The organism is Mycetocola lacteus, assembly GCF_003667575.1.
In the GTDB taxonomy this organism is placed as follows: domain Bacteria; phylum Actinomycetota; class Actinomycetes; order Actinomycetales; family Microbacteriaceae; genus Mycetocola; species Mycetocola lacteus.
Genome location: NZ_RCUY01000009.1, coordinates 489,842 through 514,485, shown reverse-complemented (window position 1 = coordinate 514,485; position 24,644 = coordinate 489,842). Strand labels below are relative to the sequence as shown.

The 24,644-nt window shown below is 66.8% G+C and carries 17 protein-coding genes; 12 read left to right on the top strand and 5 right to left on the bottom strand.

The window, feature by feature from the left end; all coding sequences use genetic code 11:
- Positions 1-20: 20 nt before the first annotated feature.
- Positions 21-1,067 carry an AI-2E family transporter gene (locus D9V34_RS11595; protein WP_121688942.1) on the bottom strand — a complete coding sequence of 349 codons (1,047 nt, stop codon included), beginning with the start codon at positions 1,065-1,067 and terminating at the stop codon, positions 21-23.
- Between the two features lie 226 nt (positions 1,068-1,293).
- On the opposite strand from D9V34_RS11595, the gene D9V34_RS11590 reads away from it, so the two are divergent.
- The 4 genes from D9V34_RS11590 to mnmA all read left to right on the top strand — a co-directional run bounded on the left by D9V34_RS11590 (position 1,294) and on the right by mnmA (position 6,584).
- Positions 1,294-3,144, top strand: coding sequence for a DUF8094 domain-containing protein (locus tag D9V34_RS11590; protein WP_121688941.1), 1,851 nt, complete (start codon positions 1,294-1,296; stop codon positions 3,142-3,144).
- Positions 3,141-4,121, top strand: a complete 981-nt coding sequence (locus D9V34_RS11585; protein ID WP_183091966.1) for a tetratricopeptide repeat protein — start codon at positions 3,141-3,143, stop codon at positions 4,119-4,121. Before D9V34_RS11590 ends, D9V34_RS11585 begins: the two co-directional genes overlap by 4 nt.
- 12 nt (positions 4,122-4,133) lie before the next feature.
- Positions 4,134-5,342: a cysteine desulfurase family protein gene (locus D9V34_RS11580; RefSeq protein WP_121688940.1), complete on the top strand. Its 1,209-nt coding sequence runs from the start codon at positions 4,134-4,136 to the stop codon at positions 5,340-5,342.
- Between the two features lie 117 nt (positions 5,343-5,459).
- On the top strand, positions 5,460-6,584 hold the full coding sequence (mnmA, locus tag D9V34_RS11575; RefSeq protein WP_121688939.1) for a tRNA 2-thiouridine(34) synthase MnmA: 1,125 nt from the start codon (positions 5,460-5,462) through the stop codon (positions 6,582-6,584).
- Positions 6,585-6,643: 59 nt separating this feature from the next.
- Here mnmA and D9V34_RS11570 read toward each other — a convergent pair whose 3' ends face one another.
- A complete protein-coding gene (locus D9V34_RS11570) occupies positions 6,644-8,092 on the bottom strand; it encodes a sugar porter family MFS transporter (protein ID WP_121688938.1) in 1,449 nt (482 codons plus the stop codon).
- A gap of 314 nt (positions 8,093-8,406) precedes the next feature.
- On the opposite strand from D9V34_RS11570, the gene ligA reads away from it, so the two are divergent.
- Positions 8,407-10,671 (top strand): NAD-dependent DNA ligase LigA, encoded by a 2,265-nt coding sequence (ligA, locus tag D9V34_RS11565; RefSeq protein WP_220700591.1) that lies wholly within the window; start codon positions 8,407-8,409, stop codon positions 10,669-10,671.
- Positions 10,672-10,761: 90 nt separating this feature from the next.
- A complete protein-coding gene (locus D9V34_RS11560) occupies positions 10,762-12,609 on the top strand; it encodes a fibronectin type III domain-containing protein (protein ID WP_121688936.1) in 1,848 nt (615 codons plus the stop codon).
- 176 nt (positions 12,610-12,785) lie between these two features.
- Here D9V34_RS11560 and D9V34_RS11555 read toward each other — a convergent pair whose 3' ends face one another.
- Positions 12,786-14,498 carry a long-chain-fatty-acid--CoA ligase gene (locus D9V34_RS11555; RefSeq protein ID WP_121688935.1) on the bottom strand — a complete coding sequence of 571 codons (1,713 nt, stop codon included), beginning with the start codon at positions 14,496-14,498 and terminating at the stop codon, positions 12,786-12,788.
- A 163-nt stretch (positions 14,499-14,661) separates the two neighbouring features.
- Between D9V34_RS11555 and gatC the strand changes: the two genes are divergently transcribed.
- The 6 genes from gatC (at position 14,662) to D9V34_RS11525 (ending at position 21,051) form a co-directional block, all read left to right on the top strand.
- Complete coding sequence (gatC, locus tag D9V34_RS11550; RefSeq protein WP_121649015.1) at positions 14,662-14,961, top strand: Asp-tRNA(Asn)/Glu-tRNA(Gln) amidotransferase subunit GatC; 300 nt, start codon at positions 14,662-14,664, stop codon at positions 14,959-14,961.
- Positions 14,961-16,472 carry an Asp-tRNA(Asn)/Glu-tRNA(Gln) amidotransferase subunit GatA gene (gene gatA / locus D9V34_RS11545; RefSeq protein ID WP_121688934.1) on the top strand — a complete coding sequence of 504 codons (1,512 nt, stop codon included), beginning with the start codon at positions 14,961-14,963 and terminating at the stop codon, positions 16,470-16,472. Before gatC ends, gatA begins: the two co-directional genes overlap by 1 nt.
- 2 nt (positions 16,473-16,474) lie before the next feature.
- Complete coding sequence (gene gatB, locus D9V34_RS11540) at positions 16,475-17,977, top strand: Asp-tRNA(Asn)/Glu-tRNA(Gln) amidotransferase subunit GatB (protein ID WP_121688933.1); 1,503 nt, start codon at positions 16,475-16,477, stop codon at positions 17,975-17,977.
- Between the two features lie 119 nt (positions 17,978-18,096).
- The gene (locus D9V34_RS11535; RefSeq protein ID WP_121688932.1) at positions 18,097-18,777 is read left to right on the top strand and encodes a hypothetical protein; all 681 of its coding nucleotides are present in this window, start codon (positions 18,097-18,099) and stop codon (positions 18,775-18,777) included.
- A 44-nt stretch (positions 18,778-18,821) separates the two neighbouring features.
- Entirely contained in the window at positions 18,822-20,102 is a 1,281-nt protein-coding gene (gene dinB, locus D9V34_RS11530) for a DNA polymerase IV (RefSeq protein ID WP_121688931.1), read from the top strand.
- A 223-nt stretch (positions 20,103-20,325) separates the two neighbouring features.
- On the top strand, positions 20,326-21,051 hold the full coding sequence (locus D9V34_RS11525; protein WP_121688930.1) for a GNAT family N-acetyltransferase: 726 nt from the start codon (positions 20,326-20,328) through the stop codon (positions 21,049-21,051).
- On the opposite strand, the gene D9V34_RS11520 is transcribed toward D9V34_RS11525, so the two are convergent.
- Together D9V34_RS11520 and D9V34_RS11515 are read right to left on the bottom strand one after the other, a co-directional pair.
- Positions 21,048-22,211 carry an FAD-dependent oxidoreductase gene (locus D9V34_RS11520; RefSeq protein ID WP_121688929.1) on the bottom strand — a complete coding sequence of 388 codons (1,164 nt, stop codon included), beginning with the start codon at positions 22,209-22,211 and terminating at the stop codon, positions 21,048-21,050. The two genes, D9V34_RS11525 and D9V34_RS11520, sit on opposite strands and share 4 nt — an antisense overlap.
- Positions 22,208-24,541 (bottom strand): FAD/NAD(P)-binding protein, encoded by a 2,334-nt coding sequence (locus D9V34_RS11515; RefSeq protein WP_121688928.1) that lies wholly within the window; start codon positions 24,539-24,541, stop codon positions 22,208-22,210. Before D9V34_RS11515 ends, D9V34_RS11520 begins: the two co-directional genes overlap by 4 nt.
- Positions 24,542-24,644 lie beyond the last annotated feature (103 nt).

Here is a 24,644-nt window from a genome sequence, read left to right as displayed (position 1 = left end):
AATTTCGGCCCCGCTCCCTTCTATTTCCGGTTCTGCCTGGGTATCAGGACCTGTTTGACGATCATCTGGATCGCGGCCGCGGTGGGGATGGCGATCAGAGCGCCCAGCAGCCCCAGCAGGGCCCCGCCACTCAGCGCGGCAATCACAACCACGGCACCGGGTACCGCCACCGCGCGGCTCATGATGCGCGGTGAAATGACATACGCCTCGATCTGCATGTAGATGAGGTAGTAGATGGCCGCAGCCAGGGCGATTCCGGGGGAGCCGAGGCCGGGGATCAGGCAGATCAGCGAGATGACCACCGCGGCGCTCAGCGTACCCACCAGCGGGATCAGGGAGAAGAAGAACGCGATTGAGGCCAGCACCTGGGGGAAGGGGGCACCGATGATCGAGAGGAAGATAAAGGAGAGGATGCCGTTACAGGAGGCTGTCGCGATCTGACCGATCACATAGCGTCCCACCGAGTCGGTAATCTGCTCGGACAGTTCGGCAAAGCGCACCCGCTTGCTCGCGGGCACCAGCAGGTACATGCCGCGCTTCATCGCCGGCATCGAGGCGGTGAAGTAGATGGTGAGGATGGTGACCACCAGGGCACCGAACAGGAACGTTCCAAACCCGAAGGCGATCTGAATGGCCTGGCTACCGATATTCGAAATATTTGCGAGCAGGAAATTGGACACCTGATCCAGCAGCTGCGGAATGTTCAGTGCCGGGAACTGGGTTTCCAGATAGTCGACGATGTCGGTGTTGGTGAGCTGGCGCTGAATGTCGGGTGCCATCGCGATCAACCGGCTGATCTGCTCCACCACGATCGGGACCACCATGCCGGCCAGCCCGGCCAGGACACCCAGCGCGGCGAGCACCACCGTGAGAACGGCGGTCCAGCGGGGGAAACGTTTCTTTTCCAGCCAGCCCACGATCGGGTCCAGTCCGAGAGCCAGGAAGAGGGCCGCACCCACGTAGACAAGGATGGTTTGGAGGGAAACCACCGACATCAGGATGAGAATTCCCAGCCCCACCCCGAGCGTTCCGACCAGGCCAAGGCGGAACGCGTTTTTGATCTGCACCGAGTGGCTCCCTTCAGCCATCATTACTGCCCCGAGCTTAGCCCGAACGGGGGACCCGAGGCTGCCAAAATGGCGGCGAGCCAACGCTGGACGCTGAGAATTTCCGGATCAATCTGGGCACCCGTGTGCCAAGTCGGTTATCCTGAGGAGTCTGTGTGTGTGACCGCGTACCGAAAAGATGATGACCTGGTAGCCCGATTTGCGGTGACACAGAAGGAGAAAATCCGTGCGTTTTGTTTTGGCCATTGCCTCACTCGTGCTTGCCGCCGTCCTGATTGTGCTCGGGATCGCCCAGCGAACCGTGTTCCTGGGCCCGGATAAGGTGGAGCTGGAAACCAAGGTTTCCTCCTCCGAGCCCTACACCGTGATTGGTGGATCCGTGCTGACCTCACACGAGGGTACCCAGTCGGTTTCGGTGACCGGCGATGACGGCGAGAAGGTCTTTGTGGCCTACGGTCGCACGAGCAACGTCGAGGCGTGGCTCGGCCAGTCCAAGTACAACCAGCTCGCCCTGAACAAGGATGGCACGCAGCTCGTGGATCGGGTCAAGACCCCCGAGGTGAGCTCCACCATTCCGGCCAGCACCGCACCCGAGGGTGTGAGCCCGGCGACCTGGGATAACCCTGCCGGATCGGACATGTGGCTGTGGGAGACCTCCGAGGACACCGCGGTGATCGCCCCGATCTCGGTTCCCGAAGACGTTTCGGTCATTATCGCCTCGGACGGCACCAAGCCGGCCCCCAAGAACATCACCGTCAGCTGGCCCCTGGATAACAGCACCCCCTGGGCGGGTCCGCTGATCGTGGCCGGCCTGGCCTTCCTGCTGCTGGGTATCATTCTGTACCTGCTGGGTGTGCGTCACATGCGTAAGTCGCGTGGACCGCGTCGAAAGAGCCTGGCACCGCTGCCCGAGGAGGGATCCAAGGTGAAGCTGCCACGCGCACGCAAGTATCGTCCCGAGGGCGGGGCCACCGGCCCGCGCTTTGGGAAGCGGAGTCTGGTCGTGGTTCCGCTGGGACTGGCCACCGTGCTGGCTCTCTCCGGCTGTTCGGCCGCGTACTGGCCCGGCGGCGCAACCCAGAGCCCCGAGGGCAACGCGGCCTCGGTCGCCCCGCTGAACCCGACGGACCCCTCGGCCAGCCCAAGCGCCACCTCCGACGCCGATGCGCTGCCCAATCCGGTTGTCACCGAGCCGCAGGCCAAACGCATCATCCAGCGCATCTCGGTAACCACGCATGAGGCAGATCAGGCTAAAAACCTCGACCTCGCCAAGACCCGTTTTGCCGGACCCGCGCTGACCGAGCGCGAAATCGGCTACAAGATTCAGGGTGTTAATGCCCAGCTGGCGCCGCTGACCCCGGTCCCCGGATCGCCGCTGCGTCTGACCCTGCCCCAGGCCACCGACGGCTGGCCGCGCACGCTGCTGACCGTGGTCGCCGATAAGGACGATCCCACGCTGGCCCCGACCGCGCTGATGCTTGTGCAGGACAGCCCGCGCGCCAACTACGTGGTGCACTATGCGACCCGCCTCGAGCCCAAGGTCACGATTCCCGATGTTGCCTCGGTCACCGTGGGTGCCGCCTCGGTGCCGGCAGACTCCGCATTCCTGGCCATGGCTCCGGATCAGCTGGCCGCCGCCTATGGTGACATCCTCACCAACGGCGAGCAGAGCGAAAGCTACGGCAAGTTTGCCGCCGATGGCGACTCGCTGCGTACCCAGATTAAGAAGTTCCGTGACGATGTGACCGCGAGTCTGGCCGATAAGGCTGCAACCGCGGAATTCCGCACCGAACCTGGAACGGGTAAGCCGCTGGCGCTGGCTACCAACGACTCCGGTGCGATCGTCTCGGTGAGTCTGCACGATATTGTGAAGGTGTCGCCCACCAGCGCCGACGCCAAGGTGAAGCCCAGCGGTGAGGCCGTGGCGGCCCTGCTGGGTGCCGCGGAAACCACCAAACCGCTGCAGACCACCTACGAAGAGCAGCTACTGTTTTATGTGCCGGCGAAGGATAGCAACCAGAAGATCACCCTTCTGGGCTTCAGCCAGGCCCTGATTAAAGCCGAGGAAGTACAGTGACCGTAAACGAGTCCATCCCCGCAGGACTGCGCGGAGCCGCAGACCTGTCCAGCCTGGGCCGTCCGGCCCCGGCCGCCCCCGCCCAGAGCGCGTTTGGCGTGCCCGGCGAGCAGGCTCCCGCCGCCCCCGCCCAGGTTCCCGCGGGTACCGAGGTGGTCCAGGTAGCCAGCCTGGTACTGACCGCGACCGACGCGACCGTGAGCGTCGTGGCCGAGCTGTCGGCCAAGGTGCCCGTCGCCCTGTTGATCTGGTCTCCGCGCAGCCCCGAGAGCGACGCGATGCGTGTGCGTCTGGGCACGCTGGTGGAGGCCTTTGGTGGACGACTGGTCCTGGCAACGGTGGATGGCGACGCCAACCCGCAGCTGGTGGGTGCCTTCCAGGCGCAGGCCGTGCCGACCGTGGCCGGTCTGATCGGCGGACGTCCGGTCCCGATGTTTGAGGGCGACCAGCCCGATGCGCAGATCCAGGCGGTTTTTGCCCAGCTGATCGAGCTGGCGGGCCAGAACGGTGTCACCGGCATCGCCCAGGCCACCGACGCGGCCGTCGAGCCCCAGCCCGAACCGCTCACCAAGCAGCAGCAGGCAGCCTATGACGCGATCGAGGCGGGCGACTTCCCGGCCGCAATCGTGGCCTACTCGGAGGCACTCGAGCTGAACCCGCGCGATGAGCTCTCCCGTGCCGGCCTGTCCCAGGTGCGCCTGCTGGAGCGCCTGAGCCACGGCACCCTGGACGAGATTCGCCGCGCCGCGGCCGAGGGCCCCACCGATGTGACCGCGCAGCTCGCGGTGGCCGACCTGGACCTCTCCGGTGGCCACATCGAGGATGCCTTCGCGCGTCTGCTTGAGCTGTTCCCGGCAGCCTCCGCCGAGGACCGTGGACGCCTGCGCGAGCGCCTGGTGGAATACTTCGACGTGGTGGGGGCCGAGGACCCGCGCGTGCGCACCGCACGTCGCGCACTCTCCGACCTGCTCTTCTAAGCTCCGGGTTCGATGTCGATTTATCTCGATCACGCGGCCACCACCCCGATGCGCCCCGAGGCGCTGGAGGCGCTGGTGGCCGCGCATGCGCGGGTGGGTAATCCCGCCTCGATTCACGGCCCCGGGCAGGCAGCCCGCGCGGTGTTGGAAGAGGCGCGGGAGCGCGTTGCGGGCACCGTGGGGGCCGATCCGATCGAGGTGGTATTCACCTCCGGCGGAACCGAGTCGATCAACCTGGCGCTCAAGGGCCTGTATTGGCAGCGCAATACCGGCGCGGCACGCCCGGTGATTCTGGTGCCCGACGGGGAACACCACGCGACCATCGACACGGCGGAGTGGTTGGCGACCCATGAGCGCGCCACCATCGTGGCGATTCCCCTGGATGCGACCGGTCGGATCCGCACCGACGCGTTTGCCGCGGCCCTGGCCGAGTACGGTGACGCGGTGGCGTGTGCCACCGCGATTTGGGCGAACAACGAGGTCGGGACGATCCAGCCGGTGGCCGAGCTGTCGCGGCTTGCCACCGAGGCAGGGGTGCCGCTGCACCTGGATGCGGTTGCGGCCTATGGGCACGCCGACATTGACCTCCATGCGCTTCGCACCGAATCCAGATCCGGTGGAAATGCCGGACCGGTTGCGATCAGCGTCTCGGCACATAAGATCGGCGGTCCGATCGGCATCGGTGCGCTGGTGCTGGCCCGGAGCGCGGCGATCGAACCGCTGCTGCACGGGGGTGGCCAGCAGCGCCAGGTGCGTTCGGGTACCCAGGATGTGCCCGCGGCTGTGGCCTTCGCGGCGGCCGCGACGGTTTCCGAAGCAACCCGTGCCGAGGAGCACGCCAGACTGATCACGCTTCGGGACCGGCTGATTTCCGGGATCCTCGCGGCCAATCCCGCCGCCACCCTGTCCGGTCTCGCCGGGGAGGAGCGCCTGGATAACAACGTGCACGTGGCCTTCCCCGGCGCGCAGGGCGACTCTCTGCTCTTCCTGCTGGACATGGCGGGCCTCGCGGTGTCCACCGGGTCTGCCTGCCAGGCGGGCATTCCCGAGCCCTCCCACGTGCTGCTGGCGATGGGCCGAGATGAGGACGCGGCACGCAGCGTGCTGCGTTTCACCCTCGGGCACACCAGCACCGAGGCCGAGGTGGACGCGTGTATCGCCGCGCTTCCGGCCGCCTATGCGTCGGCCGCACGCGCGGGGCTCTCCAGCCGATCCGTCTAACGACGCAGCCCGGACGAACAGGCGTGCACGGAGGGTTTGAGCGATCCCGCCGCGCCGCCGCGAAACGGGTTTCTTGCTCGAATGTGGGGATTTCCCTTCGGCGCGTAGACTTGTGGGATGAAGGTTCTTGCAGCAATGAGCGGTGGAGTGGACTCCGCCGTCGCCGCGGCCCGGGCGGTCGAAGCCGGGCATGAGGTCGTGGGGGTGCACCTGGCGCTCAGCCGGATGCCCGGAACCCTCCGCACGGGCAGCCGAGGCTGCTGCACCATCGAGGATTCGATGGATGCCCAGCGTGCGGCCAACATCATCGGCATTCCCTACTACGTGTGGGACTTCTCCGAACGCTTCAAACTCGATGTGGTGGACGACTTCATCGCCGAGTATTCGGCCGGTCGTACCCCGAACCCGTGCATGCGCTGCAACGAGAAGATCAAGTTCGCCGCGCTACTGGAAAAGGCCCTGGACCTCGGCTTCGACGCCGTGTGCACAGGCCACTATGCGGGCATCGTCACCGATGCCGAGGGCAACATCGAGCTGCACCGGGCGAGCGCCTGGGCCAAGGACCAGTCCTATGTGCTCGGTGTGCTGACCGCCGAGCAGCTCAAGCACTGCTACTTCCCGCTGGCCGACACCCCGACCAAGGCGCTGGTTCGGGCCGAGGCCGAGGAGCGCGGACTGAGCGTGGCCAATAAGCCCGACAGCCACGACATCTGTTTCATCCCCGACGGTGATACCCGCGGCTGGCTGGCCGAGCGGGTGGGGACGCAGACCGGCGAGATCGTTGACCGCGCCGGCAACGTCGTGGGCAGCCACGAGGGTGCGCACGCCTACACCGTGGGTCAGCGTCGCGGCCTGCACCTGGGTACCCCGGCACCTGATGGCCGCCCGCGCTTTGTGCTCGAGGTGCGTCCGAAGACCAACGAGGTCATCGTCGGACCGAAGGAGGCTCTGGCGACCGCCGAGATCGCCGGATCCCGCTACACCTGGGCGGGGCTTGCCCCCGAAAACCCCACCGAGACCTTCGACTGTGAGGTGCAGATTCGCGCCCACGCCGATCCGGTGCCCGCGGTTGCCCGCGTGGCGGAGACCGCGGATGGAACCGAGCTGCACATCATCCCCGAGACCCCGCTGGATGGCGTCGCCCCCGGCCAGACCGCGGTGATCTACGTGGGCACCCGGGTGCTGGGGCAGTGCACGATCGATCGCACCGTTTCGGCCGTGCCCGCGGGTGCGCTGGGCTAAATCCCGAAACCAAAAAGGCGGCGACCGGAATTCCGGTCGCCGCCTTTTGTGTGGGACTGTTAGTCCTTCTTCGCCACGTTCTTGCGGGTGAAGAGGGTCTCCGCCTGCTCGAGGCTCAGGCCGTTGGTCTCGGGAATCTTGAACCAGACAAAGACCAGCGAGGCGAACGCAAACAGCGCGTACATGCCGTAGGTCAGCGGGAGCGAGGCCGCGGCCATGACCGGGAAGCTCACGGTGATCAGGAAGTTGGCAATCCACTGGGCCATGGCGGCCACACCGAGCGCCTTACCGCGGATACGACCCGGGAAGATCTCGCCCAGCAGCACCCAGACCAGCGGGCCCCAGCTGGCCGCGAAGCAAACCACAAACAGGTTGGCGGCGATCAGCGCGACGGTTCCCCAGGCACCGGGCAGGTGCGGTTCGCCGTTGACCACGGTGGCGTTGGCGAAGGAGATCGCCATCGCGGCCAGGGACACACCCATGCCGAGCGAACCGGTGAGCAGGATTGGACGACGGCCGATCCGGTCCACCAGGGCGATGGCCACCAGGGTTGCGACCACGTTGATCACCGAGGTGATCACACCGATCAGCAGCGAGTTGCTCTCGTCGAACCCGACGGCCTTCCACAGGGTGGTGGAGTAGTAGAAGATCACGTTGATGCCCACGAACTGCTGGAACACCGACAGGATGATACCGATCCAGACGATCGGCAGCAGGCGACGGCCCTCAAACAGCGAGGCCTTCTTGGTGGTCTTATCCTCCTCGATGGCGCGGTTGGCCTCGCCCACGGCGGCCTCAATGTCCTCGGCCTTCCACATGGTGGCGAAGATCTTGCGGGCCTCGGGCTCACGACCGTGCATCAGCAGGTAGCGCGGAGACTCGGGCAGGCGCAGGGCCAGGATGCCGTAGACGACGGCCGGGACGGCGCAGGCGAGGAACATCCAGCGCCAGGCCTCGATGCCAAACCAGAAATCCGACTCGGCAGATCCGGCAGCCCCGGCAAAGGAAGCATCGGAGAGCAGGGCGGCAAAGATACCCAGGGTGATCGCCAGCTGCTGCAGCGAGGCCAGACGGCCACGCTCATACTTGGGGGCAACCTCGGCGATATAGGCCGGAGCCACCACCGAGGCGATACCGATTCCCAGGCCTCCCACGACGCGCCAGATGATCAGATCCCAGGGGGCAAACGCGAAGGCCGCACCGAAGGAGGAGACCAGGAAGAGGGCCGAGCCCAGCAGCATGGTGAAGATTCGGCCGCGGCTATCCGCGATCCGACCGGCAAAGTAGGCACCGATCGCACAGCCCAGCAGCGCGGAGGCAACCGCGAAGCCGATCAGTGCGTCGGAGAGTGCGAAGTGCTTCTGCATCGCATCGACGGCGCCGTTAACAACGGAGGAGTCGAAGCCGAAAAGAAATCCTCCGACTGCTGCGGCCGCGGCAACCCCCACCACGCGCCGATGTAGCTTTTTCTGTTCCGCAGTAGAGTGCGGCCCCCTAGATTCGGACACGAATTCTCTTTTCTCGTTCGGGGAACTTACCCGCGTCCGGTCACTTATGGCGTCCGGGCTCGGCCTACGGCTGCCCCCGGAGCAGCCATAGATCGAATTAGTACGTCTCACACCATAAGCACGTTTGTGCAAAACACGGAAACCGAGACCGTTTTGTATCCAAAATTCACGGTGAATATACGACAAATGTGTGTTGGCGGGGCGGATAGCCGTTGTCGGGGGTCCCTTCGTACAATGGATCTGTGACTAACAACGCAGGTTCCGACGCTCCCCAGTCCGCTTTCTCCGCGCCCGCAGCGGTGCCGGAAGCCGCTGTGCCCGAAGCCGCTGTGCCCGAAGCCGCCGAGCCGGAGCGCCAGGCCGCGGCAGCCGAGGTGGCCGAGCTGACCGAGCGCATCCTCTCCCTGCGCGATGCCTACTATGGGGGCGATGCCGCCCCGGTCACCGATGCCGAATACGATGCGCTCCAGCATCGCCTAGCCGAGCTCGAACGGCTCTTCCCCGAATTACAGTCCCAGGACAGCCCCACCCTGACGGTCGGCGCGGCGAAGAACACGCTGTTCTCCGAGGTCACCCATGCCGAGCGCATGCTGAGCCTCGACAACGTGTTTAGCTTGGACGAGCTGCGGGAGTGGGCCGAGAAGGCGCGTGCCCTGGCGGGCCGTGAGGTGAGGTTCCTGACCGAGCTTAAGATCGACGGTCTGGCCATCAACCTGCGCTACCGGGACGGGGTCCTGGTGAGCGCCGCCACCCGTGGCGACGGCGTGGTGGGGGAGGACGTGACCGAGAACGTCGCGCTGATTCCGGGCATCCCGGACCGCCTGCACGGCGACAATCTGCCCGCGCTGGTCGAGGTGCGCGGGGAGATCTTCTTCCCGGTGGAGAACTTCGATGAGATCAACCGCACCCAGCAGGAGGTGGGCGAGAAGGTCTTTGCGAACCCGCGGAACGCGGCCAGCGGATCGCTGCGGCAAAAGCCTGACCGCAAGACTCCCGCCCAGCTTGCCGCGATGAAGCTGCGTCTGAGCAAGCTGGCGATGTACGTGCACGGCATCGGCGCCTGGGAAAACCCGCCGGTTTCGGCGCAGTCCGAGGTTTACGATCTGTTGGCCGGATGGGGACTGCCCACCTCGCCCAACTCCAAGGTGTTTGCCTCGATCGATGAGGTGGCCGAGCGGATCGAATTTGTGGGGGCCCATCGCGGGTCCTTTACCCACGAGATTGACGGCATCGTGGTCAAGGTGGATGAGTTGGCCCTGCACGCCGAAATGGGTGCCACCAGCCGGGCGCCGCGCTGGGCGACCGCCTATAAGTATCCGCCCGAGGAGGTGCACACCCGACTGCTGGACATCGTGGTGAGCGTGGGGCGGACCGGTCGGGCAACCCCGTACGCGGTGATGGAAAAGGTGCGGGTGGCCGGCAGCGAGGTCGCCCAGGCCACCCTGCACAACCGCGACGTGGTCAAGGCCAAGGGTGTCCTGATCGGTGACATGGTTGTGCTGCGCAAGGCCGGAGACGTGATCCCCGAGGTGCTGGGGCCGGTTGTGGACCTGCGTGATGGTTCCGAACGCGAGTTTGTGATGCCCGTCGGCTGTCCCGAGTGTGGGACCGAGCTGCGGGCCATGAAGGAGGGCGATATCGACCTCCGCTGCCCCAACGCCCGCTCCTGCCCCGCCCAGGTGCGAGGCCGGGTTGAGCACATCGGTTCGCGTGGGGGCCTCGATATCGAGGCACTCGGCGAGGTGGCCGCGGCCGCACTGACCCAGCCGGTGTTCCCCGAGGTTCCGCCGCTGGTGACCGAGGCGGGGCTGTTTGCGCTGCGCCTGGAAGACATCTTCCCGATCGTGGTCGAGGTGCGGGACGGCGAAACCGGCGAACCGCGCATCGATGAAAAGACCGGCGAGCCCAAGCGGCTCAACCCGTTCCGTCGAAAGCGCAGCAAGCGTGATCCCGAGTTTGACCCCGAGGGCGAGTTCTTCGGGGACGCCGACTGGGTGCCCTCCAAGAACGCTGAGGAGCTGCTGCGCAACCTGGAGATCGCCAAGACCAAGCCGCTGTGGCGGTTGCTGGTCTCGCTGAACATTCGTCACGTGGGACCGGTTGCCGCGCGAGCCCTGGCCGATTACTTTGGCTCGCTGGATGCGATCCGCTCGGCCACCCGGGAGGAACTGGCCGAGGTTGAGGGGGTGGGCCCCACCATCGCCGACTCGCTGCTGGAGTGGTTCCCGATCGACTGGCATGAGGAGATTCTGACCGCCTGGCGCGCGGCCGGCGTGCAGTGGGCCACCCCGGGCCACCCCGGTCCCGGTGCCTCGGCCGCGGCCGACGGTGTGTTGACCGGACTGACGATTGTGGCAACCGGATCGCTGGAGGGCTTCACCCGGGAGGGTGCCGCCGAGGCGATCATTTCCGCCGGCGGAAAATCCGCCTCGAGCGTGTCCAAGAAGACCGACTATGTGGCTGCCGGGCCCGGAGCCGGCTCAAAGCTGGCCAAGGCCGAGGCGCTGGGTGTGCCGGTGTTGGATGCGGCGCAGTTTGCGCGGCTGGTGGTTGAGGGACCGGGTTTTTTGACCGAATAGCAGTCGTTCGCCCCGAACTGGGGTGAATATACCGGACTCCAATTTCCACTGGGCATTCGCATTTAGTCGGAAATCCAATAAAAAGTATGTATGACTGTATTGCGGAATCCCAACGTTCGTCATGGTGCGCTGATCGCCGCGACCACCCTCGCGGTTGCGGCCGTGATCGTCGTCCCCGATTCCAGACCCGCGGTGGCTGCCGCGGTCCACTCCACCGAGTATCCCGGCCGCACTATTGGCAGCGGCGGGTACGGCTATATCGGCCAGTTCGGGGTGAATAATGCGGTCAGCACGCCCGCGCCCTTCGACTTCTACTTCCCCTACGGCATCTCGGTTGCCGGGGACAAGATCTATGTGGCCGACTCGGGTCTCGCCCCGCGCGAGGTGGGTTCTCAGGATGCCGGACACAGCCTGCAGGCGTTTACCCTGACCGGCAAGCCGGGACTCGACGGTATCGCGTACACCACCAACGGCGAGTGGACGGTGAAAACCCATCAGACCGAACCCAACCCGCAAGACCTGGTGCGATCGGATCTGATTCTGGCCGGGGACCCCGAGGTGCGCGGGCACCGGGGTGTGGCCACCGATGCCGACGGAAACGTGTATGTGGTGACCTCCAACTCGGCTCCGTTCATCAAGAAGTACTCACCCGCCGGCGTTGAGCTGGCCCGCTGGGGTGCCCCGGGGGTCTCCTCGGATCCGGCTCGGATGACGTGGCCGGTGGGGATCGCGGTGGATGCCGATGGGGACATCTATGTGACCGCCGAGGGATATGCGGCCGTCGTGGTCTTCGACTCCTCGGGGAACCTGCGCGGACGCTACCTCGGCGCAGTCACCCCCGATCAGCCGATCACCGCTCCCGGGCGCCTCAACAGTCCGCAGTCCATTGCGATCGACCGCACCGGCGGTGGCATCTACGTGGGCGATATTTATGCGGGTGGACGTCAGGGCAAAATTCACAAGCTGCGGGTGAACAAGGCCGCGGGACTGCCCGCGACCCCCGAAAACCCCAACGGCTGGGCATGGAGTGTAGACACCTCCTTCGGCACCGGCGGTGCCGTGAACGCCGGGCCGTTTAGCTCGGTCATGAGCCTGCAGGTCGACCAGGCTAACGGCGACGTCCTGAGCGTACTTGGCTCCGGGGGAATCGCCCGGCGCACCTCGGCGGGTGCGAATATCACCACGATTGGATCCGTCTCCGGGAACGTGCACGATGAGGGGCGCACTGGGACCGTCCGCGGAATGGCGGTGGATGCACGGGGATTTGTGTATGCCACGACCCAGCAGAACACCAGCGCGAGTAACACCCGTTCCATCGTGCAGATTTTTGCGCTCACGCCTTCGCCACTGACCGGGCTGACGGCCACGCCGGGACCCGAGTCGGTCACCCTGAACTGGGCTGCCTCGGCCGTGGGGCACGGTCAGGCGGACGTACTCGACTACGTGGTGGAGCGTTCGACTGACGGCGGTGCCACCTGGGTCACCATGCCACAGGAGGCCCGTTCCACCGCCACCACGCGGGTGATCACCGGCCTGGCTCCGGGGACCGAAACGCAGTTCCGAGTGCGGGCGTTCAGCGAGGCTGGCAGCGGGGATCCGGCGACCGCAGCCGCGGTGCCCGAGGTGGTGATCGAGCCGACGCCCACTCCGACGCCGACCGAGCCGACCCCAACACCCACGCCGACGGACCCGAGCCCGACACCCACCCCGAGCCCGACCGACCCGACCCCGACGCCGACGGATCCCACACCCACCGAGACCGCGGGTCCGGTCCTGCCGTCGGCCGGTCCGACCTCATCGGGTACACCGAGCACCGATCCGGGAGGCCACGGTGGCCTGCCCGGCACCGGTTCGGCCGGGGTTCCGCTGCTCGCGGGAGCCGCGATGCTGCTCCTGATTGCCGGCGTCTGGATCCGTACGCGACGTCGCGACGCCTAACCCCACGGGGCACCGGCCACCTCCACTGGGGATGACTGCGGTCTCCTCCGGCGCGGCAGAACGGCCGTCCGTCCTCCCGGAATCGGGAGTGACCGCGGTCTCGACCGGCGCGGCAGAACGCCCCTCCGTCCTCCCGTAACCGGGAGTGAGGAGGGGCGTTGTGCGCGTGGGGCGCCCTAGGCGGCGTCGAGCTCCTGAATCTTGGTGCGCACCTCGCGGCGCAGCACCTTGCCGATCAGCGAGCGGGGCAGTTCATCCAGCACAACGATCCGGCGCGGAACCTTATAGGGGGTGAGGCGTTCGCGCAGCCAGGTGCGCACCTCCTCCTCGTTGAGGCTCTGTCCGGCCTCAACGATAACGCCGGCCACCACGTCCTCACCCGAGTGAGTCGAGGGCAGACCTACCACCGCGACGTCGGCGATGGCGGGGTGGGTTTTCATCGTGGCTTCGACCTCGGAGGGCGAGACGTTGAAGCCGCCGGTGATGATGAGTTCCTTGATCCGGTCAACGATGCGGGTGAAGCCGTCCTCGTCGATGGTGACGATATCGCCGGTGCGGAACCATCCGTCCACAAACACCTCGGCGGTTTCCTCGGGCTTGCGGTAATAGCCCGAGAACACCTGCGGGCCCTTGACCAGCAGCTCGCCGGGCTCACCCAGCGGCAGCTCGACGGTGGGGTTTTCGGGGTCCACCACCTTGAGCAGGGTCCCGGGCATCGGCAGACCCACGGTGCCGGCCTTGCGGTTTTCGGCCACCGGATTGGCCATCAGGACGGGGGAGCACTCGCTCAGCCCGAAGCCTTCGACGAGGTAGCCGCGGCTCAGCTTCTCCCAGGGCTCGACCAGCTCGGTCAGCAGCGGCATCGCCCCGGAGATCGCGATCTCGATCCCCTCGAGCGAGATGCCGCGCTCCACCGCACGCTGCATCAGTCGCTCGGCGATCGGCGGGACCGCGGGGAAGAAGGTCGGCGGGTGCTTCTTCATGACCTTGAGCACCAGGTCGGGATCAAACTTGGGGAACAGAACCAGGCGTGCACCCATGCTCATCGCGAAGGTCAGGCACAGGGTGAGCCCGTAGGCGTGGAACATCGGCAGGACCGCGTAGACCACGCACCCGCCGCGCGTAATGGTGGGGGTCCAGGCCTGCGCCTGCATCGCGTTGGCCAGCAGGTTGGCATGACTGAGCACCGCACCCTTGGGGCTGCCGGTGGTGCCCGAGGTGTACTGAATGACCGCGGTCTCGGAGGTTTCGGGCTCGGGAACCTCGGCCGAAATCCGGTCGTTTTTGAGCAGCTTCTCCCAGCGGATGGTGTTTTCCACCTGGGTGGTCAGCTGCTTGCGGGAGGCACGAGCCGAGGCGATCGGCAGGTGCAGCGCGGCGCGCATGGCCCGCGGCATCGCGGTGGTCACATTCACCGAGACCAGGGAGCGGACACCGAGGTCAACCGGGAAGTCCTGTACGGTTTCGGCCACCTTGTCCCAGACGATCGCGGTCTGCGCGCGGTGGTCCTCAAACTGGTGACGCAGCTCACGCGGGGTGTAGAGCGGGTTGTGCTCGATCACGATCGCGCCCAGGCGCAGCACCGCGTAGAACGCGACGATGTGCTGCGGGCAGTTGGGCAGCACCAGCGCGACCGTGTCGCCGCGGCGCACACCGAGGCGGCGCAGGCCCTCGGCCACACGCTCAATCTGATCCTGCAACTGTGCATAGGTGGTGGTGGCACCAAAGAACTCCAGCGCCACGGCGTTCGGATATTTCTCGGCCGAGCCCTGGACCAGGGCACCCAGGTTGCCCGAGGGGACGGCAATGTCCTCGGGGACGTTTTCGGCGTAGCTGGCCAGCCAGGGACGGGTTTCGGATGCGAAAGACGAGGTATTCACGGGCACCATACTACGCAGACAGCCGCTGATTCCGGGCGAAACCCGGGGCGTGGTGCGTGGTTGGCGTACGGTTTACCCCGCCGTCACCGCACTTTTGCGGTGGCGGGAGGCGAGGGGAGCGCGCCCCACGATAGACTGAGGAGATTCTTCCCGCCCTCTGAGATGGAGCTACATGTCGGAAATTACCCCGGAGCTCGTGACGCACCTCGCGTCGCTCTCCCGGATCGACCTCAGCCCGGACGAAATCGCCAGCCTCACCACCGAGCTGGGTCAGATCGTCGACAGCATCGCGAAGGTTTCGGAGGTGGCCACCGCTGACGTGCCCGCCACGAGCCACCCGATCCCGCTGACCAATGCGCTGCGCGCCGACGTGGTGGGGGAGACCCTCACCCAGGAGCAGGTGCTCCAGAATGCGCCCGAGCAGCAGGACGGCAAGTTTGTGGTCACCGCGATCCTCGGGGAGGAGCAGTAATGAGCGACCTGATTCGCCTGTCCGCGGCCGAGCTGGCCGCCAAGCTTTCCGCCGGTGAGGTCTCCGCAGTGGAGGCCACCCAGGCTCACCTGGACCGCATCGCCGCCGTTGATGGCGACGTCCACGCGTTCCTGCACGTCTCTGACTCGGCGCTGGAGACCGCCCGCGGTATCGACGAGCGTCGTGCCGCCGGTGAGGAACTCCACGAGCTGGCCGGTGTGCCGCTCGCGGTCAAGGACGTCCTGGTCACCACGGATATGCCGTCCACTTCGGGATCGAAGATCCTCGAGGGCTACATGTCCCCGTTTGACGCGACCGTGGTGGAGCGCGCCCGCGCCGCCGGCCTGATCGCCATCGGTAAGACCAACATGGACGAGTTCGCGATGGGTTCCTCCACCGAGCACTCGGCTTACGGCCCCACCCACAACCCGTGGGACCTCACCCGCATCCCCGGTGGTTCCGGTGGTGGCTCGGCCGCGGCCGTGGCCGCCTTCGAGGCACCGCTGGCACTGGGTTCGGACACCGGTGGATCGATCCGCCAGCCCGCCCACGTCACCGGTACCGTCGGCGTGAAGCCCACCTACGGTGGTGTGAGCCGCTACGGTTCGATCGCGCTGGCCTCCTCGCTGGACCAGATTGGCCCGGTCACCCGGACCGTCCTCGACGCCGCGCTGCTGCACGACGTCATCGGTGGGCACGATGCCCGCGACTCCACCTCGATCCCCGAGTCCTGGGTGTCGATGGCCGCCGCTGCCCGCGAGGGTCAGTCGGGCGAGGTCCTCACGGGCCTGCGCGTCGGCGTGGTCAAGCAGTTCTCCGGTGAGGGTTTCCAGGCCGGTGTTGAGCAGCGCTTTGCCGAGACCCTGACCCTGTTGCAGGGTGCCGGTGCCGAGATCGTGGAGATCGACGCCCCGCACTTCGAGTACGCCGTTGCCGCGTACTACCTGATCCTGCCCGCCGAGGCCTCCTCCAACCTGGCCCGCTACGACTCTGTACGCTTCGGTCTGCGCGTGCACCCGCAGGGTGGCGGCACCGTTGAGGACGTCATGGCCGCGACCCGCGAGGCCGGCTTCGGTCCCGAGGTGAAGCGCCGCATCATCCTCGGTACCTACGCCCTCAGCTCGGGGTACTACGACGCCTACTACGGCAGCGCGCAGAAGGTCCGCACGCTGATTCAGCGCGATTTCAACGCCGCGTTCGACCAGGTGGACGTCATTGCCTCGCCGTCGGCCCCGACCACCGCCTTCAAGATCGGAGAGCGCGTCAACGACCCGCTGGCGATGTACCTCAACGACATCACAACCATTCCCGCAAACCTCGCGGGTGTGCCCGGAATCAGCATCCCCATGGGTCTCGCACCCGAGGACGGTCTGCCCACCGGTCTGCAGCTGATGGCTCCGGTTCGCGCCGATGACCGTCTGTACCGCGTCGCCGCCGCCATCGAGGCTCGCCTCGAAGAGGGCTGGGGACACACCCTCATTTCGCAGGCACCCGCCCTGGGAGGAAAGTAAACATGGCCAAGGACAAGATCCTCTCCTTCGAGCGTGCGCTCGAACTGTACGAGCCCGTACTCGGCTTCGAGGTTCACATCGAGCTCGGTACCAAGACGAAGATGTTCTCGTCGGCACCGAACGAGTTCGGTTCCGAGCCCAACACCAACATCACCCCGGTGGACCTCGGCCTGCCGGGCACCCTGCCGGTGGTCAACGAGCAGGCCGTGCGCTACTCGATCAGCCTGGGCCTCGCGCTCGGTTGTGAGATCGCCGAGACCTCGAGCTTTGCCCGGAAGAACTACTTCTACCCGGACATGACCAAGAACTACCAGATCACCCAGTCCGACCAGCCGATCGCCTATGACGGTTCGGTTGAGGTTGAGCTGGCCGACGGTTCGATCTACCACGTGCCGATCGAGCGTGCCCACATGGAGGAGGACGCCGGAAAGCTCACCCACGTCGGTGGTTCGGCCGGTCGCATCCAGGGTGCGTCCGCCTCGCTGGTGGACTACAACCGCGCGGGTGTGCCGCTGGTGGAGATCGTGACCCGGCCCATCTTTGGTGCCGAGCACAACGCCCCCGAGCTGGCTAAGGCCTATGTGGCCGTGGTTCGTGAGATCGCGATCTCGCTGGGCATCTCCGAGGCTCGCATGGAGCGCGGTAACCTGCGCTGTGACGCCAACGTCTCGCTGCGCCCCCGCGGCCAGGAGAAGCTGGGTACCCGCACCGAGACCAAGAACGTCAACTCGCTGCGTTCGGTTGAGCGTGCGGTGCGCTACGAGATCCAGCGTCAGGCTGCGATCCTCGAGGCCGGTGGCACCATCACCCAGGAGACCCGTCACTGGCACGAGGACACCGGCACCACCAGCGCCGGCCGTCCGAAGTCGGACGCGGATGACTACCGCTACTTCCCCGAGCCCGACCTGCTGCCCGTTGTTCCGGGCCGCGAGCTGATCGAGCAGCTGCGTTCCGAGCTGCCTGAGGCCCCCGCCGCCCGCAACCGTCGCCTCAAGGGCGAGTGGGGCTTCACCGACCTGGAGTTCCAGGACGTCGTGAACGGTGGTCTGCTGGCCGAGATCAGCGCTACCGTCGCCGCCGGGGCCACCGCGCAGGCCGCTCGCAAGTGGTGGACCGGCGAGATCTCGCGTATCGCCAACACCCAGGGTGTGGATGCCGCGTCGCTGATCTCCCCGGAGAACGTCGCCGCGACCGCCAAGCTGGTCGAGGCCGGCACCCTGACCGATAAGCTGGCCCGCCAGGTTATCGAGGGTGTTATCGCCGGTGAGGGTTCGCCGCAGGAGGTTGTGGACGCTCGCGGCCTCGCCGTGGTGAGCGACGACGGTGCGCTGATCGCCGCAATCGACGAGGCTCTCGCCGCCCAGCCCGACATCCTGGAAAAGCTCCGCGAGGGCAAGGTCCAGGCCGCCGGTGCCGTCATCGGTGCCGTCATGAAGGCCATGAAGGGCCAGGCCGACGCCGCCCGCGTGCGCGAGCTCCTGCTGGAGCGTGCCGCGCAGGCATAGTTCACGTCTCGCTCCACGGCGGCCCGCACTCCCTTCGGGGAGAGCGGGCCGCCGTTTTTGTTCGCCAAGTGAAGCCAGGGTGCAGCGATGCACGGGCGATTCCGGCTACCCTAGCGAGCATGGAGCCGCACATCATCTCGCTATTGCAATCCGATAAATACGCCCGGAAGGCCGCGGCGCTGGAGGCCGAGCTGGCACGGATCACCGAGGATCTAGGGTCAACCAGCGCCGAGACCCGCCTGCAGTCGGCACGAGCGCTGAACCGGCTGGCCCGTGCCGAGCTTAGCTGGATGCTTCTCCCCGTGAGAAACCACTTCCGTTCCGCGGATTTCCGAGACATCGTGGATCCGGCCCTGCGCGCCGCCGATGACCGAACCCGTGCGATCCTCCTCAACACGGTGCGAAACGCCTACGAACGCTATATCGTGCACCCCATGTGGGGAGACCTCCGCAGCGAGGATCACGGTTCGTGGTGGGAGGAGTGGCTGCACTCCACGGGCGAGACGTTTGTTGACAACGCGGATCTGCCCACGCGGTGCGAGGCCGCCTATCTGCTGGCACTGACCGGCGATCCGCGCGGGTGGGAGGCCTACCTTGAAATCGTGCCGCGACGCTCTGCCCTGCTGGGACAGTTAGAACTCGCGATCCTGCTGTGCCCCAATTCCCGCACGCCCGCCCTGGTTGATTCGATTCTCGCCCTGACCGATGAAACCGAGCGGCGGCACCCCAAGCAGGCGTTTACGGCGCAGAGTATCCGTGACGCGCTCGGTGCCGGACACCGGGAAGCGAATCCGGCATAGACTCTGCCCTCGCCGATGTCGGGGGTCGGTGGGACAATGGGGGAGTGAGTAAGCAGGACGGGCGCGAGAGACTGGTGTCGGCGGCAAACGCCGACGACAGTGAGACCCCGATCCTGCACGTGGACATGGACTCGTTTTTTGCGTCGGTGTCGCTGCTGGATCGCCCCGAAGACGCGCATCGGCCGGTGGCCATCGGCCACCGTTCGGGACGCAGCGTGGTGTCCACCGCGAACTATGCGGCACGGCGCTACGGAGTCAACGCGGCGATGCCGATGGCCCGCGCACTCCAGCTGTGTCCCTCGCTGCTGGTGATCGAGCCAGACTTCGCCGCCTACCGGCACTACTCGGGCATCGTGATGAATATCTTCCGTGAGATGACTCCGATGGTGGAGGTGCTGGGTATCGACGAGGCATTCCTCGACGTGTCCGGCGCTCGCCGACTGCTGGGCAGCCCCAGCCAGATCGGGCACGAGATTCGTCGCCGGGTACGGGAGCAGACCGGTCTGGCCTGCACCGTGGGCATCGCCGCCACCAAGTTTGTGGCCAAAATCGCCTCCGGTAAGGGCAAGCCCGACGGCCTGCTGGTCATCCCCAAGGCCCAAACCGTGGCGTTCTTGCGTCCGCTCCCAATCCACGCACTCTGGGGTGTGGGCGCGAAAACCGCCGAGTCACTCGAACGAATCGCGCTGCGCACGGTGGCCGACGTGGCCGATGCCCCCGAACGACTCCTGGTGCGTGCGGTTGGTCCGGCCACCGCGCTCAAGCTGCAACTGCTCGCCCGCGGCCAGGATGCCCGCCGGGTGGAGCCGGCGGTCGCCGCCGAAAAGAGCATCGGACACGAGGTGACCTTCGAACACTCGATCGCCGACCCGCGGGCAATTCGCCGCGAGCTGCTAGGACTGAGCGACCGGGTTGCCGCGCGGCTGCGGGCCGCGGACATGTCGGCCAAGACGGTCGCGATCAAGGTGCGCTTTGACGATTTCACCACGCTGTCTCGCTCGCGCACCCTCGCCGAGCCCACCCACGTGGCCCGGCGAATCTTTGAGGAGGCCGCCGACCTGGTGGACGCGCTGGAGATTGCCGGGCGTCCGGTTCGGCTGATCGGCGTCCGCGGGGAACAGCTGCAGACCGGAACCGATCCGCGCGCCGCACTCTGGGACCCCGATGAGGACTGGCGCGAGGCCGAATCCGCGATCGATACGCTGCGTGCGCGCTTCGGGGCCGGGGCGATCATGTCCGCCGCGCTGCTGGATCGGGCGGCACCGGCGCCCTCGGTCCCGCCTCACGGCATCGTCAGGGACCACATCGAGCCGTACGATCACTAGGCTTGGGCCCGCGGCATCGTCCGAGACCACATCGAGCCCTACGATCATTGAGGCAGTGCGACTGGTTCCGACAGGCCGAGGAGTGCGGTCGGGAATCAGGACTACACTGCTCGTGTTACGTTCGAGTGTTCCGTGAGAATTACCTCTCCCGTGAGCGCTCCCCATCCCCGCACCGCCCGCTTTTCCGCAAGCCCGCGCGCCCACGTCACCCTGGAGAATCGCCGTGACAGACACCGATCAGACCCCCACCGACACACACGCCGCCGCCGGTTCCGCAGCTTCGAGCGTTCCGCACGAGGAGTTTGTGTATGTATCCCCCGAGGACCCGCGTGTAGAACCGCTGATTCGCGAGCTTGCCGCCGAGTATGACCACCGTTACGGTGACCTCTTCGGGGAGCCCGCCTCCGCCGAACTGTATCGCTATCCGGCCGAGAACTTCCTGCCTCCGATCGGGGCCTTCGCCCTGCTGATGCGCGACGGCGTCGCGGTGGCCGGCGGCGCGTTCAAACGCTTCGATCAGCACACCACCGAATTCAAACGCATCTGGGTGTCTTCCCAGCAGCGCCGACAGGGTCTCGCTAAGCGCGTGCTGGCCGAGCTGGAAGACGAGTCCCGGCGTCGCGGCTTCACCCGCGCCTACCTGACCACCGGGCCGCGTCAACCCGAGGCTGTTCGCCTGTACCTCGGCACCGGGTGGACACCCCTGTTCGATCCCGAGGGGACGCCCGAGCAGATCGGTATCTATGGGTTCGCGAAGTCCCTGACCAGCGAGGACCTGGACGCGCGTGAGATCCAGGCTCGCTACGACGCCGAGCGCGCCGAGTTCCTCCCCGAGCTGCAGGCTGAGGCAGCCGACCCGGCAGGCGGGGCCGGGTCTGCGGAGGCAGCCGACGCGCCAAACTCAGCCGACGTGACCGCCGCAGACAAGGCGCACACCGACGCGGCCTAGACGAGGACGGGGCCGCGTGCCGCCCGGAGCGAAAACAGCCTGGGTGCGCCGCGGCCCTGCACCAGATCGGCCAGGTACGTTCCCACCACCGGCGTGAATTTGAATCCGTGCCCGGAGAAGCCCGCACCCACCACGATTGGGCCCACCCGGTCGAGCACAAAGTGTGAATCCTCGGTGGTGGTGTAGGTGCAGCTGATCTCGCCGAAGGAGTCGGGGTCGGCACCGGGCAGCCAGTCGCTGACATAACGCCGGAGGTCACGCAGCTGGGTCGGTTCGCTGCGGAAGGTGCGGGCGTCGGGATCGGTGACCGGGCCCACGCCGTGCCATCCCGCCTTGATCCCCTCACCCGGGGTTTGCATGCCATAAACCGGTGAGCGCCAGTAGCCAAAGCGTTGATCCCGCGGGTCCGGCGTGTGGTTGAATCCGGGCCAGATCAGTCCCGGTTCGCGTTCGGCAAAGTGAGCGGGCTGTTCCTGCGTGACGGTGAGCCGGGGCAGGACGATGTCCGGTCCCAGGAGCGCGGTGGTCCATGCCCCCAGGGTGACCACGGCCCGCCGAGCCTCCCAGAATTCGGCATCACCCCGGGCGGATCCGTCCGCGTTCTGGGGCACCACCGTGATCCGGACTCGATTCTCTCCGAGGACCTGTACTCGCGTCACCCGTGCGCCGTGGCGGATGTGCGCCCCGTGCGCGCGCGCCGATTCCTGGAGCGCGGTGACCGCGGCATCGGCGTTGAGCCGGCCGGCCTGCGGGGTGGCCAATACCCGGGTATCAAACCGAATTCCCGGCCAGCGCCTTCCGGCGACGGCCGGGTCGAGGAACTCGGCCGTGAAACCGAACTCGGGTAGCAGCCGCGCCACCGCGTCAAAGGCCGGGTTTGCGCCGTGATTCACGATACCCACCTGGTCGAGCAGCGCGGTCCCGGTCTCGGCCTCAAGCTCGCGCCAGGCCGGAAGCGCGGCGGCGAGCATGCGCAGGTACACCGGCTCGGCATAAGAGAGATTGAAATTGCGCGAGGCCCCGTGCGAGGCACCCTGGGTGTGCCCCGGGGTGAAGCGCTCAAACAGGGCCACATCGGTCCCGCGGCGGGCAAGTTCCCGGGCCGCGGCCGAGCCCATGGCACCGCCGCCGATCACGAGGGTGTCCACAGAATTGGTCATCGAGCCTCCGCAAGAAATTCCTGAGCCGTCCGGTCCCTGACGTCGGGTGCGGAGGCCCGAGAATTCGAGACATCGCTTGGCGTGGGACCGGCTGTGTCCGATGCTACCCGGTGCTCGGTGATCTCGGCCAGGCGGATCAGCAGGGCCCGCGCAACCCGATCGTTTTCACGGAAGGAGACGGCGTTGGTCCGGGGCCGGGAAAATGCCCCGACGAACGGGGAGTTGGTATAGGGGCCGATTGCGAAACTGCGTGGGGCGGGGTCACCCCCGATGTGCACCACTCGGCGATCCTCGGGTCGGACCGTGAGCTTCCCGGTGGGGGCGGTGAGTTCGGTTCGCCCCGACGTGTGCGGATCCCGGGCGATTTCCTCAACCCCGTCTCCCGTGTCGATCAGGCTGCGCAGCAGCGGACTATCACTGCGGGCGATGTTTGCGTCGGGCAGGCGGGCATCCACCAGCGCGCGGGCAGACACCGTGCGGTCGTGATTCGACCCCCGGGCGCGGAACACGCCGGTCTTGTTGTCGGTATCAACCCGGATGTCCCCACCGAGGAAGTCCACAATGCCCGCGGCCGACAGGGCCAGCAGCTCCTCTAGGCGGTGTGCCGGGGGACCGCTGGCGATGAAACTGAAGTAGCCCTGCCACCAGCCGTTGATATCCGCGACGCGGGAGCGAGCCGTCCACTTGGGCGAGGCCACCAGCTCGGCAAAGGTGAACATCGAGGTGAGGATCGAGAGGAACAGTCCCAGCGTCGCGCTGTGTTCGGGGCGGGTGCGTAGGCGCAGGTCGTCTTCGATGTAGGAGCGCACCGCCCGCTGCAGATCCTCAACCCGGTCGAACTGGGCACCGGCGAGCGGGCGATCAAGATCGGGTAGGAACAGGCGATCCAGGGGGTCGGGGACCGACGCTTCAATCAGAGCGGACAGTGTCCGGGCATCGGCGTCCACCGTGGCCCGATCCCGGTCGTCGCGAATTCGGGGGAGTGGATACCCCTGGGATCCCGCGGACACGGACGCGTCTGGCCGCGTCGTGGAGGTTGTGTCTGAGCGCGCGGTCACGGAGGGCGCTGAGTCCGCGGGCGTCGTGTCCTGACCCACGGTGACAGGTTCGCCCGCCGCAGTGGCGATCAGCACCGCCCGCGGATCGATCGGCTCGAAGGCCCGAGAGAACGTCTCCCACGTGGAGCTCACCCGCTCGGGGTGGCCGGTGAAGAGTTCTCGGTAGTAGCCCCAGAGCATCTCCTTGGCGATCAGCGGCCAGACATCATCGGCAAAATCCAGCGAGTCTCGCTCGGCCTCCAGCCGGGCCGCCACTTCGGCGGTGAAAAATCTCGGGGACGGGGCCTCCCCGGCGAGCGCCGAGCCGATCTTCGAGTGGTAGGGGACGCCGCGCCGGGATCCGACCAAAATCCGGGGTTCCCGTCCCGAGGGGACATAGCGCAGCGGGCCGCCGGGAAGCGGACGCTCAAATCGGCCGCCACGCCCCTCGGTGAGCAACACGATCAGGTCCACGGCGGCGAGTCCAAACCCACGAACCAGGACGTTTTCGCCGGGCCGGAGTGCCCGGGTATCGGCATCCGCGGTGAAGGCCGGGGGCAGATAAAACAGGCCGTGATCGTTGGCGAAGGTCTGCAGCCGCGCATGCTCCGGCGCCGGGTCCACTCCGGTGTGGCCGAGGGAATAGAGCACCAGGTCGGCGTCGAGGACGTCACCGTTATCCAGGTGCACCCGTCGCGATCCGTCCGCGGTTTCGCGCACCGACCGGGCGAGGGCACGATGCTCGATGACCCGCACGCCGGGGCCGAGCTTCCGCACGGTCTCGGCATAGAACCAGCGCAGGTAGAGGCTCTGCAGGCGCCGGGTGGGGAAGGATGCCGGCCCGAGGTCGTTCAGCTCCTCCCGGAGCGCATCGTCCACACCGGACCCCGTATCCCCGGGCCCGCGAGTTGTGTTCCCCGCCGCGTCCGCCACGCCGCGCTTCTCGTCCACGGGCAGAACGATCTCGCCCGTGCGCACCCGCTCGGCCCACTCCACCAGCGAGGGACCGGGCCGGATCGGACCCTCGATAACCGAGGTCTCATCGGTGAACATCGTCACATCCGCGGCCATCGAGTTGAGCTTGAGGAGCGGCGACTGGTCATGACGCCAGATCCGGCCGGGACCCGCCGGATGCGGATCCACCAGGTGCACGGTGAGGGGCGTGCCGGCGGGCCAGAGCTCGGCAGCATTTGCGGCGAGACGCTCAAGCACGCCCACCGCCCGCGGTCCCGCGCCGAGCACAACGAGGGACGGCGCGGGCGCGGGCTGGGAGGAAAAAGTGGGGACTGACATGTCTGCAGGCTAAGCACTAAAACCCCCGATGAGCGTTGTGTGACACCGAGTGCACACTCATGACGAACTGTGAATCACCACCATTGTCGGGCCCGTTGCCACG

What these genes read in the sequence shown, in the direction of transcription:
- D9V34_RS11580 (WP_121688940.1), top strand. Translation starts at nt 4,134, where the DNA reads ATGTCGATTTATCTCGATCACGCGGCCACCACCCCGATGCGCCCCGAG.
- mnmA (WP_121688939.1), top strand. Translation starts at nt 5,460, where the DNA reads ATGAAGGTTCTTGCAGCAATGAGCGGTGGAGTGGACTCCGCCGTCGCC.
- D9V34_RS11560 (WP_121688936.1), top strand. Translation starts at nt 10,762, where the DNA reads ATGACTGTATTGCGGAATCCCAACGTTCGTCATGGTGCGCTGATCGCC.
- D9V34_RS11555 (WP_121688935.1), bottom strand. Translation starts at nt 14,498, where the DNA reads ATGGTGCCCGTGAATACCTCGTCTTTCGCATCCGAAACCCGTCCCTGG.
- gatC (WP_121649015.1), top strand. Translation starts at nt 14,662, where the DNA reads ATGTCGGAAATTACCCCGGAGCTCGTGACGCACCTCGCGTCGCTCTCC.
- gatA (WP_121688934.1), top strand. Translation starts at nt 14,961, where the DNA reads ATGAGCGACCTGATTCGCCTGTCCGCGGCCGAGCTGGCCGCCAAGCTT.
- gatB (WP_121688933.1), top strand. Translation starts at nt 16,475, where the DNA reads ATGGCCAAGGACAAGATCCTCTCCTTCGAGCGTGCGCTCGAACTGTAC.
- D9V34_RS11535 (WP_121688932.1), top strand. Translation starts at nt 18,097, where the DNA reads ATGGAGCCGCACATCATCTCGCTATTGCAATCCGATAAATACGCCCGG.
- D9V34_RS11520 (WP_121688929.1), bottom strand. Translation starts at nt 22,211, where the DNA reads ATGACCAATTCTGTGGACACCCTCGTGATCGGCGGCGGTGCCATGGGC.
- D9V34_RS11515 (WP_121688928.1), bottom strand. Translation starts at nt 24,541, where the DNA reads ATGTCAGTCCCCACTTTTTCCTCCCAGCCCGCGCCCGCGCCGTCCCTC.